Origin of the sequence: Corynebacterium sp. CCUG 71335 (assembly GCF_024454075.1) — a bacterium.
In the GTDB taxonomy this organism is placed as follows: Bacteria; Actinomycetota; Actinomycetes; order Mycobacteriales; family Mycobacteriaceae; genus Corynebacterium; species Corynebacterium genitalium.
The window spans coordinates 41589-56340 of sequence record NZ_JAGPYY010000012.1 but is presented as its reverse complement, the minus strand read 5'-3'; the positions used below and the strand labels follow the sequence as shown (position 1 = coordinate 56340).

Sequence of the window (14752 nt, the reverse complement as noted above, 5' to 3'; positions counted from 1 at the left end):
TCGAGGATGAGTAAGAGCTGGGGTTCGCGTGTCAGGCGCGCGGCAGCCGCAGGTGTGGCATTGATCATCGCGGGTTCGGCGTTGGCGGCGTGCACCATCGAGCAGGATGGGAACGCAGCGGAGAATTCAGAGGCGACAGAGACGACGGAAGAGGTCAAGGATGACCCCGCAGAGATCTCTGTCGAAGACGGTGCCGAGGACGTGGAACCGGTTGTCCCAGTCACCGTGACAGCCCCCGCCGGTCTTGAGAAGGTCACCATGACCAACGAAGACGGCAAAGAGGTTGAAGCCGAGCTCAACGACGACAAGACGGAGTGGACCACGGCAGAGCCGCTGGGGTACAGCCGCGAGTACACCGTCGAAGCCACCACGGAATCCGGCAAGACCTCGACGGCGACGTTTTCGACGGTGACTCCGTCGGCGCAGTCGACCGCTTCCCTGAGCCCGCAGGAAGGCGAAGAGGTTGGCGTCGGCCAGGCGATCTCGTTCTACTTCGACATCGCTCCTAGCGACAAGCAGGCCGTTGAGGACGCGATCACTGTCGAAACATCCAATGACACCGAGGGTGGATTCATCTGGCTGGACGCCAACCAGCTGCGCTGGCGCCCGGTGGAGTACTGGGAGCCCGGCACCGAGGTGACCGTCAAGGCAGATTTCTACGGCCGCGACTTGGGCGACGGCATCTATGGCGCTGAGGACACAGAGACCTCTTTCACCGTCGGCGATGAGTTCCGCACGGTGGTGAACAACTACGGCAAGACGCTGACCGTGTTCAAGAACGGCGAAGAGATCAAGTCGTTCCCGGTCTCCCTCGGTGAGGACGGGGCATTTGATACCCCGAACGGCACCTATGTCGTGGGCGACCAGCACGACCACTTGGTCATGGATTCCCGCACGTACGGCCTGGCGCTGGAAAACGGTGGTTACGTCACCCCGGTCGACTACGCGACGCAGCTGTCCTACTCGGGCATCTACGTCCACTCCGCGCCGTGGGCAATCTGGGCGCTGGGTAAGCACAACCAGTCGCACGGCTGCATCAACGCGCGCCCTGACGATGCCCTGTGGTTTTTGCAAAACACCAAGCGCGGCGACCCGGTGGAAATCATTAACACCGGCGGCGAAACGCTGAGCCCGTACGACGGCCTGGGCTACTGGAACATCGAGCTTGAGCCGGGCCAATCCGTCAAGGCAGGCGAGGACTTCTAGCCACCAAAGCGGCCAAAGTAGAAGGCCCTGTCCGTTCCCTCTCAAGGGCGGACAGGGCCTTTCGCGTTGGGGTGGCTGACGGGACTCGAACCCGCGACACCCAGGATCTTAACGTGAAACGGTAGTGCCAGGGCGTATGTGAGCATAGTGGGAGGTCAGTGGCTTTTTCTCTACGCTGCTCTGCGCTGGTCTACTCCCATCTACGACGTCCTTTAACGTACTTTTAAACGTACTTCTACGCCCTACTACGACCGTGCTTGTCTGGTCGCTCGAACGAGCGCTTCGACGTTGGCGCGGTCGTTGTAGTACTCGTCTGCGATCTGCTCGGTGTGGCCGAAGATGTTCGCCCGTGTCCTCGCGTCCATCACGTCGGCGTACACGCCGTGTAGTGTGGCGCGCCATGAGTGGCTGCGAAGGTCGCGAAGAATCTCGACACCCGTCTCGTCGGCGATCTGTGAGTACAGCTCCGGTATTTTGTCGTCGGCGTTGGTCGCGTCCCATGCGCTCGCCGTTGTCGTTGGTGAGCCTACGACGTAGTGCTCGTCGTCCTCGCGGTGTCGGCGCAGGTATTCCGCCACGTCTTCACGCATAATCGGTATGTAGCGGCCTTTCTCTTTGCCCTTGCGACCTTTGACGATGTCGCGCGTTGCGTTGATGATGATGTTCTCGCCGTTGTCCTCGACGTGTGCCCAGCGCAGGCGGTTTGCCTCCGAGATGCGCAGCCCTGTTACCGCCTGTAGCAGCGTCAGCCGCGTAACTCGGGCGTGCGCGTTAATTGTTGACTGTCGCGCGCCGCCTTTCTTTGGCTGCACCAGCGGCCCGCTGGTATCGCGCGTGAGCAGGTGCTTGACAACCGTGTCGTATTCCTCGCTCGTGAGCGTTCTACGGCTGTCTACCTCGCCTTTCCCCTGTGTTCGAATGTCTAGCCTGGCCCCGCGTATGGGGTTTCCCGCAATGACTCCATCGCGGACAAGTGCGTCAGCGATGTAGGTCGATAGCACCGTACGTGCGCTCGACACACTGCCCGGGTGAGTGTTCGCGACGGCTTGCAGTGTGTGCTCTAGTACGCGGAATTGCATAGCGTCGTGCACGCTGTAGCCCTTGAGTTCGGCGGCGACGAGATTCAGCGATGCGAGATAGCGCCGTTTCGATAGGTCTTTAAGCTGCGATGATTCTTCGATCTTTGGGCGTGTGACCTTGTCGATGTACGTCGTTATCGGCGTGCGCGGTGTCCAGTCTGTTGAGGTGGTGGCCAGCATTTCCTCGGCCTTGCGCCGTGCGCGTGCCCGCACCTCGCCCTTGGTCTTGGCCTTGGAGCGCCGCTGTTCAATGCGCCCGTCGTGTAGTCGTACTGACCAATCGAGCTTCCAGCCGTTCGGTGTCTTCTTAGGGGTGACACGGTCGATTGATGTGTGCCCTGGCTCAATGTAGGTCTTTGCTGTAGTGCTCATGCCTTTAACGTACTCTATAACGCAGGTTCGAGTCTAGTTGCATCATAGATGGGGGTAGGTTAGGGTAGTTACTGCGCGAAAGTTCTCGCTTTGCTAGAGACTTTGTAAGCCGTGACATAACTTAAACGCACACGTGCCGGTGAGGTTTAAGCCGGAGACGTCGCCCGTCGCCCCTTAGGCAAGGTAAGTCGTGTGTGTGGCTGACAGGGAAAATGTGGTAGTGGGTCGCACCCACGTAAAGCAAGTTTGTGCACGGTAGCAATAGACCGCCACGCATAACGCCGGAAAGACTGACCTCCTGCCGGATAGTTTCACTATCCCCAGGAGATTTTTTATGTCCCCGGCTTTTCTGAAAACGCCAGACGCTGCTGCCTATCTCGGCCTATCCCCGCGCACGCTTGAGAAATGGCGTGGGGCTGGTAAAGGTCCGCGTTATTCCCGTCTCGGTCGCTCTCGCTCTGTCGTCTATGCGGTTGCTGACCTCGATGACTTCGCTCGCGCTCGCCTCGTCGGTGGTGGTGCGTAGCCATGACCCTGAAAGACCAAAACCCCGCCAACGGCGGGGCCTGGAACATTGAAATATCACCCTCCAGTGTATCACCGGAGATTCGTGAGCGCTACGCGCAAATCGAAAATGACGCCGTTGGTTGGTCTGTGCGGTTGGTTGATTTCCAGTTAGATCAGCGTGGAGATTTGACTGATGTGGCCGCCGTTTTGCACCGCGTGGATGCCTGGCGTGAGGGTGAAAATGGCGCAAATCTTGGCATCAAACAGATGAATGATGCCAAAGATCATTCGAACATTGACCCCAAATCCGCAGGTCAAGCCATTCGAACAAAATCCGGTCAATATACCCTGTGGGCGGGCAGATTGACTGACCGGACTCGTCCGGGCAGTCAATCTGGAACCGGCGCGGCTGACGCCTCGGATTCCTCTGCCGTTGTTGAGTTCGGTGATTTGCCTAGCGTTCGTGCAATGGCCGGTGACGAGGTCCGTCTTGTCCTTGGCTATGACACCGAATATGTGAGCTTCGACGGTGAGGGTCGGCGTGAACTCGTCAGCTTTCAGTTCAGTTGGATTGACATTCTCGACGGTTCTGAACATGAGGTTGTCATCCTTCCGCTCGAAGGTCGGCGTGTTCTTATCGAAGATGGTCTGTATGCGTGCTCGCTGCTAGGTGGGTTTGAGCGCTACACCAATGGTTTTAAGGATCTAATCGAGAATGGTCCTTCTGATATGGACCCGCGAGGTATTCCACGCCGTGAACTTGGTGGGAAGCTTCGTGATTCGCTTTTTAAACGTGCATCGATTCGTATCGTCTTGGCTGGTCACTTTCTCAACGTTGACGCTACGGCCTTCCGTCGTCCGAAACGTCGGTGCGATGACATCCTCCATAGGCTCACCTCTGCTGGTGGCGGACTTGTGAGTCTTCAGCCTGTTCGCGTGGTTCGTACTTCTGGGTATGGCGAGTCCCGTCGCGTCCTGGGATTTAGCGTCGTTTTCAGAGATACGCGTAACCAGGCGTCTCCCGACCATAAGAGTTTGCAGGCTCTCGGTGATGCCTGTGGTGTTGAGAAGCTCGACGTTGGCGATGCCATTGAGGACATGGAGAAGTTGTCTCGTGAAGACTTGCCTAGGTTCCTGGACTACTCCGCTAATGACGCTCGGATTGTGGTTCATTACCTAGGCACTGTTTGGGGTTACAACGTCGTCCCGCCGGTCACTATCTCATCCGGTGGTGCTACGGCTCTCAAGTCTGGCATTTTCGACTACTGGAATCGGTCTGGCTTCCTTGGGCCCGAGGTTTTCGTTGATGCGTTTGTCGAGTCCGGTCGGGTGGACAATGCGATTTTCCGTCGGATGTTCCAGGGTTTGAAGACTCGTAAGGTTGAACTTGAGTTTGACGGTGACTCGCTGGCGTTCTATGCAGTGCGTGGTCTCGAACCTGTAGACGGTGATGCGCGTGTGTCGCACGCCCTCTGGGCTGATGCTTACGCGGGTGGGTACAACACTTGCCCTTCCCCTGGACTTCATGATTATCAGACTTTTGACTGGGACCTTCAGTCTGCTTATCCGACTTCGATGGGCTGTGTGTACGACCCTGATTACACCGATGGTGGTGTTATTGATACGCACATTGACAAGCGTTATCTCACGCTCGATGATTTCCCGCTTGGGCCTGTAACGCCTTTGGTCGGTTATGTCTCGTTTGTCTTTCCCGACGGTGTGGAGCCGTGCCTGCCTGTGCGTCGTGGAAACAGTCTCATCTATCCACGGACCTCCTACGGTTGCGGTTTCGATGAAGATACTGGATTGTCTCTCCGGCTCAATGAGGATGGTCTCGACCTCGATGGTGATGACCGTGGTGGGCGTGACCTGACGCGTGAGCAGCTCGATGAAATTGCCTCTCGTGTTAACGGTGATGTGGGCGGTGTGTTTCACGGTACGACCTGTGCCGCGCCGGAGATTTATCTCGCGCTGAAGCTTGGTGCAAAGGTGTTCTGTCAGACCGGTGTGGTCCTGAAACTGCTTACCCGCGAGGTTGACGGTGAGGTTGTCCGCTCGCGCTCGCTGCGCCCCGCCCTCCGACAAATGGTCGTGGACCGGGCTGCTGCGAAGAAGGCTTACGGTAAAAAGTCGCTTCAAGAATTGACAATCAAAGTTGCTACCAATTCTTGCTACGGCAAACTTGCCCAGGACGTTGTAGACCAGACGGGCTGGAATGCATATGAAGAAGAAATGGAGAACATCGGCGGTTCCGCTGTTACGTCGCCTTATCACGCGTCTATGGTGACCTCGTTGGTCCGCGCGACACTGCTCGCGGTTTCTAACCAGACCAAGATCCTCAGCGCGACGACTGACGGTGTTATCACTGCCGACGACGACCTTGAGCGGTACGACCTGTTCGGTATTGCCGACATCCTGCGTGAGTCTCGTCTCGCGCTCTCAGATGATGATTCGATCTGGGAAATCAAGCACCGTCAATCTGACCTTGTGAATCTCTCGACCCGTGCGAACGTTTCCCTCGAAGAGGGTGGTGTGTTGGCTAAGGGCGGTGTGAAAACCCCAAAAGCGTGAAGCGCGGGGGTGTCGAGGAACGAAAGTATTTCCGTGACCTCGCTCTTTCGCGCGATGGAAAAATCCTGAACCCTTATAAGACGTTCCCGAGCTTCAAGTACCTGTCTCGGTCTGAGAACCGGTTGGACTGTGTACTTGTAAGTCGCGAGCCTGCGCTCTCGGCGTTGGACTATGACATGAAGCGTGAGCCTATCCCTGAGACCTTCGAGTCCGCTTTCGTTGATGGGATGGAGATTTGTGGGTTTGATACCCGCCCTTGGTTGACCGTGTTGCACTACGACATGGGTCGTAATCGTGCGCAGCACATGCAAAACCACCGGCCTGGTGCGCCTGACCTGACCGGTTGTCTTCGCACTCGTGAGGACTGGGATAACTGGCATCGGCGCTACCGCTCGATGGGTGGTCGGCGCGTTCGTACCGCTGGCAGTGCGTTGTTGACTGAGATTGTGGCCTGTCACAAGGCCGGGCTTATCGACGTGCCCGAGTTGTCCTCGAAACGTCTCGCGCTTAAGGGCAAACTCGCGTGGCTCTCGTCTCTCGGGTTGGGCGAGTTTACGAAATCTCAGTGGGACAACATGTCCAAAACTTCGCGCCGTGAGTCTGTCCTCGCTGACTGCGACCTCGACGAGGTTCGCGCCTTCCTCGACTCGTTAGAGGAGGAAGTTGCGTGATTGTCCTTCCACTCGCTCGTGGTCCGCCGCGGGTGGGTTCATCATCTCAACCAAAATTTTCTTAACCGAAAGGACTCAATCCCTCATGTCTGTCAAGACAAATCAGATCGAAAAGGCCGCCGCTCGTATGCGCAAGCTCGAAGACGAGAAGCGTCGCGCGGCGGAACAGGCCCGAAAGCAAAAGCTGGAATTTGAACGGCTTTGCGGTCGGGCGTTGATGGACGCCGCCAACGAGGGCGACGACTTCGGCGATTACTTGAACAAGTCAGTCGCGGAACTCGCGGTTGCTGTCGGCCTCATCGACTCGGCCGATGAAGCCGTAGCCGAAGAACTCACGCGCCGCGAACAGGACCGGCTTTTGGGCGAAGCGTTTCGCGACGCCGCCAACGGTGGCGAGGCGTACGGCGACTTTCTGAATCTGTCTGTCGCCGAACTTGCCGTACATCTGGGAGTCATCGACCAGGAGGACGACGGCCAGGACGGCGAAGACCAGAAGGACGGCGACGGCCAGGACGGTGACGGTGCGAACGCGCCGGAGACCCATAACGAAGGTGCGAACGCGCCGGAGTTTTAGGCCGGGGTTTGAAGGGGTCGGCTAGACCCCTCACAAGCTCCCCCAGTGCCGCGGAGCGGTGCTGAAGGGGATGCTTGCCACTTACTTGCCACGCCGTCTTTGACGATTACCAGTGCCCGACGACAACGAAGTTTCGCTCGGGACGGTAATCGCTCAACGCGTGCGGGGTAAGTAAGTCACGGCTAGATCGCGCCAGCGGTGTAGCCGCCTCGTCGCGTAGCGGCGATACGAAGAGTTACAACGAGAAAGCAGATGAAATCATGACTGGACAGAATCTAGACGCATTGCGGCTAACGTGTCGCTTCGATGCAGAGCGCGCCGATTACTTACGTGCATTGGCTGACAGAATGGAATTGCCGACGGCGGAAGTTGTGCGCCTAGCGCTCGACTCGTTGACAGGGCGCGTGCCGCCGTCAGTGTTTGAAGAGTTACGCCAACTGCCGCCTGAGACGCGTCAGGAACTCGCGCGATTGACGCAGGAAGTCAACCGCATCGGAACGAACGTGAATCAGCTCGTCCGCGCCGCGAACGCACTGACGGCTGAACTGTTAATTGAAGGCTACGACCCTGACCCGTTCGAGATTGAGACAGCGCTCACTTGTGTCAAAGACCAACTGCGGTTACTGGAAGAGCGGGTGAAACAGGCATGTCAGTAACCAAAATTCAGCGAACGAAAAGTGTAGGCGCGGCCACGGTGTACGCGGTCTACGGCACGTACGAGAATATGCGCAACGACGATGTGCGCGCCGCTGCGTACAGTGTTGTCAGCGCTACGCCAGACGCTACGCCGGAGCAGTTTATTAGCGAGACTGTCGCGGAGATTGCCCGCCACCCTCGGCGTGAGAATCAAGCTGAGTTGATAATCCAGTCTTTCCATCCTGATGAATTGGACAAAGATAATCCCTTCGATGTTCAGCTCGCACATCTCGCCGGTATGGAACTCGCGCGCCGTATCGCGCCGAACAGTGATGTAGTAGTAGCGACGCACATCGACAGTGAGAGCGGTCATATTCATAACCACATCATCATTGCGAATCACGACCGGGTGACCGGCAAAACTCCCCGTAATGCGCGGAACTTTTACGCTGTAGCGAACGTCAATGATGCCGTGATGCGCGACCTCGGCCTAGAAGTGTACGCACCTGATCCGGGGCAACCGCAAGGGCAATCGCAGCGGAATCTTCGCGGCGCGCCACTACCCGAAATCACCAAAGAGAATTGGCGTAGCGAAATGTCGCAGCGCGTAGATGCTGTCTTTGCAGACCCGCGCGTAACGGCCGCTCCGACAGTCTCAGGCGGCCTTGAAGTCGCGCAGGCCATCGCCGGTGAGTACAGCGTGTCTTTTCGCGTCACGACTCACAAGAAGCAAGACCGCGATGATGTAACAGCCACTAGCTACGCCCTGGTCGACGATGACGGCGAAGAAATTCGCTACGCCACTTCTCGCGGCTCGCGCTCGACAAAACGCACCGGCTCGCGGTTAGGCAAAGACAAGTACACCCTTGATGCCGTACAGCAGCGCATTGAGCAGCTGCAGCAGCAGTATCAGCGACAGTTAATCCAGCAACAGCAAATCACACAACAGGAGCACTACCATGCCCAAGAAGCGCAAGAAGAACCTACAGCCGCGCCAGCAGATCAAGCCGTCGGTACCGCCGGTGCCGACGGAGCACCGTCATTGCGCGAGCGATACTCCGAAATCTTCGCCGACACCAGCAACGACACCGCCCCCGCCGCCGCAGCCGCAGAAACAACTGCCGACACTGTTCACGACGGCGGAACAGGACGAGCTGTTGGAGATGAGCGAGAACCAGGCGGAGCTTGTCGTTCAGGCGAGGATGAACGAGATCTTCGACAACGACGGTCACGACGAGAAGAGGGAGCGCGAGCTGGCCGAAGCCGAGGCGAAGCACAACGAGATGCGCAGCAGGCTGGGGGCCGACAACAGCAACCCACTGAACGAAGCAGCGCGGCCTCAGCGGGGCCGTCCTCGCCTCGGCACACCAGTACGCCCGCGCCGTGGTCGCCCGACAGCTCGGTAGAGAATATGCGGCAGGTCGATTTTGATTTCCTCGAACAGCGCGTGATGGACGATGAGTTTCGGCAATTCCAGCGCTCGGGGTTTGACGGCACTGACGCTGAGTTTCTCGATCATCTGATTGACGATGATGGTTCCGTCGCCCGCGATCACGACGCGTATGTGACACCGCGTACGCGTTTGGTTGACCCTATTGGCGGGCGGTTCGGTCGCGATGAGATGTTGCGTACTGTCGGAGAGAACCAGCGGCGACTCGATGCGGTGCGTCGTGATACGGCACGGCGGAGACAACAGCAGCAACAGCATCGGGTCGCCTCGCCGGACTCGCCGGACTCGCCGGACTCGCCGGACTCGCCGGACTCGCCTCGCTGAGCTGAATTTCCAGAATCTATAACGTACTCTTTAACGTACCCGGCGATTAAAGCAATATACCCCGTAACCTGTTGATGCAGGTCACGGGGTATTTTTGGGGTGGCTGACGGGACTCGAACCCGCGACACCCAGGATCACAACCTGGTGCTCTACCAGCTGAACTACAGCCACCATCGCTGCCCGTCGCGTGCGTGGGCAGCGCTACATCACATTAGTTCACTGCGCCGGTTTTACAAAAACGGCTGGTAGGTCTCGGTCGATTCGGTCGCGCATACCGCCGCCGCGTCAGAGTCGGGGCCGGGAGCGGGGGTGAACACGGCACGGCGGTAGTAGTCGAGCTCGCGGATGGACTCTACAATGTCGGCGAGAGCACGGTGCGCCATGCCCTTTTCGGGCTGGTTGTAGTACGCCTTCGGGTACCAGCGGCGGGTGAGCTCCTTGATGGTGGAGACGTCGATCATCCGGTAGTGCAGACGCTCGTCCAGTTCCGGCATGTGCGCGCGAATGAAGGTGCGGTCAGTGGCGATCGAGTTGCCAGCCAGCGGTGGGCGGTGCTCGCCGCAATGCTTATCGACGAGTTCCAGCACCGCCTCCTCTGCCTCCCGCAACGCCACAGTGGAAGCCTTGATCTGTTCCGTCAGCCCGGAGCTGCCGTGCATTTCGGTGACGAAGTCATCCATTTCGGCGAGTTCTGCGTCGGTGGCGTGGACGACAAGGTCAATGCCGCCGTCGAGGATGTTCAGCTCCGCGTCCGTGACGAGTGCTGCGACTTCAACAATGACGTGACGCTGCGGGTCGAGGCCCGTCATCTCCAGGTCGATCCAAACAATGCGGTCGTCCTTGGCGGGTAGGGCAGTGGGTTCTGCGGAGGGTTCTTCGCTCATGGTCTCCAACCTACCCGCCCGTGTTGTGGGGGCGGTTAGCCCATCTTGGCGTAGAACCAGCCGGTCACCGGCGCGATCACGGCCCGCGGGGCGTAGGAGGATAGGAAGTCCATCGCCTTCGACAGCGGCCCGGGGGTGACGCGGCGCTGGTTCTTCATCATCGCAGCGATGGTTTCCTCGGAGCAGGACTCGTAGCTGGTCCACAGAAAGTCTGGGACGACCTTGTCCACGATGGACTGTTCTTCCTCCGGAACGACGGCGTCGCGCACCGGGCCGGGGGCGAGCAGGGTGCAGTGCACGCCGGTCTTCTTCAGCTCGTAGTGCAGCGATTCGGTGAACGTGTTCACGCCGGCCTTGGTGAACACGTAGGTTGCGTTGTTCGGGATCGGGGCGTTGCCGGCGGCGGAGCCGACGTTGCATAGGGCGCCCTCGCCGCGCGGAACCATCTGGTCCAACACTGCCTTGGTGATGCGGAAGACCGCCGTGGCGTTCAAGTTGTACTGGTTTGTCTCGTAATCCCAGTCTTGGTTCATGAACGGCCCGAAGGAGGCGATACCGGCGGAGTTGACGCAGATGGAGATGGCTTTTTCGTCGATAAGCTCGATGAGCTCATCGACCTGCTCGGCCACAGAGAGATCCTTAGCGGCGACGATGACTCCGACGCCGTGGGCATCTTCGAGCTCGGTGGCAAGTTTCTGCAGGACGTCCTCGCGTCGGGCCACGATAATGAGGTTGTAGCCCGCCTTGGCGAAGTCGCGGGCCATAGCCTCGCCGATGCCCTGGCTGGCGCCGGTAATCAGCGCGTAGGAATTGATGGAGGGTTGGGGAAAGCTCATGCGTGCGAGCCTACTGCAGGTTACTGCAGGCTACTGCACGGAGAAGATGTCTCCCGGTTGGCAGTCCAAGGCCTGGCAGATCGCGGCGAGCGTGGAGAACCGGACTGCCTTCGCGCGGTTGTTCTTGAGCACGGATAGATTCACCGGCGTGATGCCGACCTGCTCCGCGAGCGCGGCACCGGTGATGCCGCGCTCCGCCATGAGCCGGTCCAGGTGGCAGACGACCTGGGACTCCGCTGGATTGATCGGATTAGACAAGGCCGTCCACGTCCTCCTTCAACCGGGCGCCGCGGCGCAGAAGCATGGAAGCGAGGCCGAGGGTGAACAGGAGGATCAGTGCTGGTGTGAACTCGGAGTACGGGGTGCTGACACCGGTGTCCCACCATTGCTCCAGGCCCAGATCCGAGGCAACGAAATTGTTACCCAGACCCTCGAATCCGATGCGACCGATGAAATAAGCGAACATCGCGCCAGTGCCGAAGTTAAGGAGAGTGACGTTGCGTTGCGTGAAGATCCGCCCTTTGGACATGTTCCAGCCGATCATGCTCAGTGTCATCCCGGTGCCGAGGAGGCCGATGTACTTCGTGGCCAGACCAATGCCGTAAAGCCACTGGGCGCCGCTGGGGATATCGGCAAAGACGATGCCACCCTCGACGGCAGGGGATAGGCGGGTGATCACGATACCGTTGTGGATCATCTCGAAGATTTCGAAGCTGATCCAGAGGGCGACTAGGGCGGTGACTCCGAACGTGGTCGAGTTCAAATCCCGCTCGTCTTTCGCTGTGGGCTGCTTTGCCGGTTGGGGCGTAGGTGTGTTCATGGTGCGACTCCTTATCGATATTCGATGCTGTCGTAATTCGATAATATCGCTATTCGATATGGTGTCAAGGGTGAAAAAGCGCCGCCCCAGTATCGGGGTCGGCGCTGAGTGCGTTTGCGGGTTACTCGCCGCCGCGGTTGACCTCGGACGGACCGTCCGGGTTGTCGTTGGCGTAGCTGGAGTCGTCGTCCCCCTCGTTGCCGTCGCCGAAGTCCTCTTTGTCCAGGTTGTTCAGATCGCGGGACTCCAGGCGCTCAAGGTCGGAGATGGGGTCAGTGTCGGGCTCGTTGCCGATGCGGCGCGTTGCAGCGTCGAGAAGCTTGTCGGGACCGTCGCCCGGCTGGGCGTTATTTGCCTGCGTGTTGTCGGCCATTAGTTCGCCTTCTCGCTTTCCTTCTCGGTGCGGTCCTGGAAGTTGCCGTCTGCGTCCGGGTCACCCAGGTTGTTGATGCTGTCGTCGCGGGTCGGCGTCGGGTTGACGGCCGCCTTGGCTGCATCGTCGGCGTCTTGCGCCTGGTCAAAGCTTGGGATGCTGTCCTTGCTCATGGTCGCTCCTCAATCGTGCTAGGTGATTTCGGCTATGCGACCAGTCTAGCGATTTTGCGCTGCGCGGGGCCGTAATCGCAGGTGAAAGGCCTATGAAAAAGCGCCCCCGGCAGGATTCGAACCCGCGACCAGCCGGGTAGAAACCGGATGCTCTAATCCACTGAGCTACGGAGGCAGTGCCCCACTGGGGCGGGAATTATCGTATCCCACTGCACCGAAAGTAGGGTAAAGGCCATGTCAGCAGACCAGGCGGTGGAGCAGGCGGAACGCAAGCAGGACTCGGTGGCCCGCGAGCGGTCGCGTGGGCATGTGCGTGCGGCCTGGCCGATCTATCTGGCTGCGTTCGCAGTCGCCGCGGTGGTCGCTGGGGCCCTTGCGCAGGCGTTCCTGGGCGGCTCGTTGGCGTCGTTGGGTATTCCGGACCCGGGGGTGGTGACCACGGTGGGGTTGCCGTCGATACGCGCAATTGCATGGCTCCTTGCTGCTCTGGCCACGGGCTCCTTCATGTTCTCCGCCTACCTCATCCCGCCAGACGGCCCCCTGAAAACTGCCCGACTGACCGTCGATGGGCACTTGGCCGCGCGCACGGGGGCATGGGCGAGCGCCGGGCTGGCCGTAATCGGTGTGCTCATGGTTCCGCTCGTGCTTTCCGACGTCTCCGGCACACCGTTATCCCAGATTCTCTTCTCCGCCGAGATGTGGGGCACCGCGCTCGACCGCGTGGCGGACGCGAAGATCTGGCTGCTCGTGGCAGCCATTGCAGCGATCGTCGCTGGATTCGGTTTCGCGGCGGGATCGTGGATGGCGCAAACGCCGCTCTTCCTCGGCGCGATCGCCGCAGTGATGCCGCTGGGAATGTCCGGCCACTCCGCGACCGGTGGCAACCACGACTACGGCACCAACTCGTACCTGTGGCACCTGGTGTTCATGATGATTTGGGTCGGCGGGCTGCTCGCACTCATCGCGCACGGGCGCAGGCTCGGCCCGCACATGCAGCAGGCGGTGCACCGCTACTCGCTCATCGCCCTGTTCGCGTTTTTCGCCATGACCATCTCTGGCGTGATTAACGCGCTCATCCGCGTGCGTTTCGACGATCTTCTCTCCACCGCCTACGGCTGGACCGTTTTGTTCAAAACAATCGGTTTGGTCGTGCTGGGATTGCTCGGCTTCGCCCACCGGCAGATCACAATCCCGCAGCTGGACCGGAAACCGCCGCTGTTCACCCGCATTGCGGTCGTGGAGGCGCTCGTCATGGCTGCGGTGACGGGTGTGGCTGTGTCCATGGGGCGCACTCCGCCGCCTGCGCCGCTCGACCCGGCGATCACCAACATGCAGGTCCAGATGGGCTACAACCTTGAGGTCGAACCGACAGTGGCAAACATCTTCACCATGTGGCGCTTCGAGGTGCTCTTCAGCGTCATCGCCATCTTGCTGGCCATCTACTACCTGCATCTCACCCGTCGGGTTGAAGGCTGGGACCGCGGGCGCACCGCCTGGTGGATCGCCGGATGCGCGACCATTGTTGTGACCATGTCCTCTGGCCTGGGCATGTACATGCCGGCGAGCTTCTCCATCCACATGATCGTGCACATGATCCTGTCCATGGGTGCGCCCGTCCTACTGGTGATGGGTGCGCCGCTGACGCTGATCAAACAGGCCTACCCGGCAGGGGAGTTCAACATCCGCGCGTGGGTGGAGGCCTTCGAGGAGTCGACGTTCCTGCGCGTGATCACCTACCCGCCGGTGTCGACGATCCAGTTCCTGGTCGTGTTCTACATCCTCTATGTCTTCCCATCGCTCTACGAAGTCGCGGTGTCAGAGCACGCGGGGCACGTGATCATGAACGCGGTTTTCTTAGTCTCCGGGTACTTCTACTTCTGGGATCTCATTGGCCCCGACCACATCCCGGGACGACGCCCGACCGTGGCCCGCTTCGGTTGGTTTGTTGTCTCCATGCCGCTGCACCTTTTCATGGGCGTGTACCTGATGCAGCTCAATATTGTTCTGGCGGAAAGCTTCTACGAAAATCTTGGGCTCCCATGGAACCCGGATCTGCTACGCGATCAGAAGGTCGGCGGGGGCATTGGTTGGGCGTCGGGAAGCTTCCCCATGGCCGTGGTCTTCATCATCCTTCTTCTGGGGTGGCTGCGGGAAGATCGTGCTGATGCGAGGGCTAAAGACCGCAGTGAGGACGAGACGGGCGATGCGGAATGGCGCGCCTACAACGAGATGCTCGCGCAGTACTCGCAGACCGGCCGTCGCAGCGAGAAGTAGCA

Annotated in this window: 15 protein-coding genes and 2 tRNA genes; 8 read left to right on the top strand and 9 right to left on the bottom strand. The window is 59.5% G+C overall.

The annotated features are described in order from the left end of the window. Positions 1-6 precede the first annotated feature (6 nt). Complete coding sequence (locus tag KBX19_RS09210; RefSeq protein ID WP_255998578.1) at positions 7-1206, top strand: Ig-like domain-containing protein; 1200 nt, start codon at positions 7-9, stop codon at positions 1204-1206. A gap of 245 nt (positions 1207-1451) precedes the next feature. On the opposite strand, the gene KBX19_RS09205 is transcribed toward KBX19_RS09210, so the two are convergent. Then, a complete protein-coding gene (locus KBX19_RS09205) occupies positions 1452-2657 on the bottom strand; it encodes a tyrosine-type recombinase/integrase (protein ID WP_255998576.1) in 1206 nt (401 codons plus the stop codon). Between the two features lie 334 nt (positions 2658-2991). Between KBX19_RS09205 and KBX19_RS09200 the strand changes: the two genes are divergently transcribed. The 6 genes from KBX19_RS09200 to KBX19_RS09175 all read left to right on the top strand — a co-directional run bounded on the left by KBX19_RS09200 (position 2992) and on the right by KBX19_RS09175 (position 9390). Continuing rightward, on the top strand, positions 2992-3183 hold the full coding sequence (locus KBX19_RS09200; RefSeq protein ID WP_255998574.1) for an AlpA family transcriptional regulator: 192 nt from the start codon (positions 2992-2994) through the stop codon (positions 3181-3183). A 2-nt stretch (positions 3184-3185) separates the two neighbouring features. Continuing rightward, on the top strand, positions 3186-5735 hold the full coding sequence (locus KBX19_RS09195) for a hypothetical protein (RefSeq protein WP_255998572.1): 2550 nt from the start codon (positions 3186-3188) through the stop codon (positions 5733-5735). Between the two features lie 176 nt (positions 5736-5911). Beyond that, positions 5912-6406, top strand: coding sequence for a hypothetical protein (locus tag KBX19_RS09190; RefSeq protein WP_255998570.1), 495 nt, complete (start codon positions 5912-5914; stop codon positions 6404-6406). 85 nt (positions 6407-6491) lie between these two features. Next, positions 6492-6980, top strand: a complete 489-nt coding sequence (locus KBX19_RS09185) for a hypothetical protein (protein WP_255998568.1) — start codon at positions 6492-6494, stop codon at positions 6978-6980. 260 nt (positions 6981-7240) lie between these two features. Next, positions 7241-7636 (top strand): plasmid mobilization relaxosome protein MobC, encoded by a 396-nt coding sequence (mobC, locus tag KBX19_RS09180; RefSeq protein ID WP_255998567.1) that lies wholly within the window; start codon positions 7241-7243, stop codon positions 7634-7636. Positions 7637-7674: 38 nt separating this feature from the next. Continuing rightward, positions 7675-9390, top strand: a complete 1716-nt coding sequence (locus KBX19_RS09175; RefSeq protein WP_255998566.1) for a relaxase/mobilization nuclease domain-containing protein — start codon at positions 7675-7677, stop codon at positions 9388-9390. Between the two features lie 95 nt (positions 9391-9485). On the opposite strand, the gene KBX19_RS09170 is transcribed toward KBX19_RS09175, so the two are convergent. From KBX19_RS09170 to KBX19_RS09135, 8 genes are all read right to left on the bottom strand, one after another. Beyond that, positions 9486-9561: transfer RNA gene (locus tag KBX19_RS09170), tRNA-His, on the bottom strand. A 59-nt stretch (positions 9562-9620) separates the two neighbouring features. Next, on the bottom strand, positions 9621-10274 hold the full coding sequence (gene orn / locus KBX19_RS09165) for an oligoribonuclease (protein ID WP_255998564.1): 654 nt from the start codon (positions 10272-10274) through the stop codon (positions 9621-9623). Positions 10275-10309: 35 nt separating this feature from the next. Continuing rightward, complete coding sequence (gene cmrA / locus KBX19_RS09160) at positions 10310-11110, bottom strand: mycolate reductase (RefSeq protein WP_255998562.1); 801 nt, start codon at positions 11108-11110, stop codon at positions 10310-10312. Between the two features lie 30 nt (positions 11111-11140). Then, the gene (locus KBX19_RS09155; protein WP_255998560.1) at positions 11141-11368 is read right to left on the bottom strand and encodes a helix-turn-helix transcriptional regulator; all 228 of its coding nucleotides are present in this window, start codon (positions 11366-11368) and stop codon (positions 11141-11143) included. Next, a complete protein-coding gene (locus KBX19_RS09150) occupies positions 11361-11930 on the bottom strand; it encodes a hypothetical protein (RefSeq protein WP_255998558.1) in 570 nt (189 codons plus the stop codon). The genes KBX19_RS09155 and KBX19_RS09150 overlap by 8 nt, the downstream gene beginning before the upstream one ends. A gap of 121 nt (positions 11931-12051) precedes the next feature. Then, positions 12052-12303 carry a hypothetical protein gene (locus KBX19_RS09145; protein ID WP_255998556.1) on the bottom strand — a complete coding sequence of 84 codons (252 nt, stop codon included), beginning with the start codon at positions 12301-12303 and terminating at the stop codon, positions 12052-12054. After that, positions 12303-12476: a hypothetical protein gene (locus tag KBX19_RS09140; RefSeq protein ID WP_005288996.1), complete on the bottom strand. Its 174-nt coding sequence runs from the start codon at positions 12474-12476 to the stop codon at positions 12303-12305. The genes KBX19_RS09145 and KBX19_RS09140 overlap by 1 nt, the downstream gene beginning before the upstream one ends. Positions 12477-12577: 101 nt before the next feature. Beyond that, positions 12578-12651: transfer RNA gene (locus KBX19_RS09135), tRNA-Arg, on the bottom strand. A 59-nt stretch (positions 12652-12710) separates the two neighbouring features. Here KBX19_RS09135 and KBX19_RS09130 point away from each other — a divergent pair. Further along, entirely contained in the window at positions 12711-14750 is a 2040-nt protein-coding gene (locus tag KBX19_RS09130) for a cytochrome c oxidase assembly protein (RefSeq protein WP_255998554.1), read from the top strand. The last annotated feature ends 2 nt before the right edge of the window (positions 14751-14752 follow it).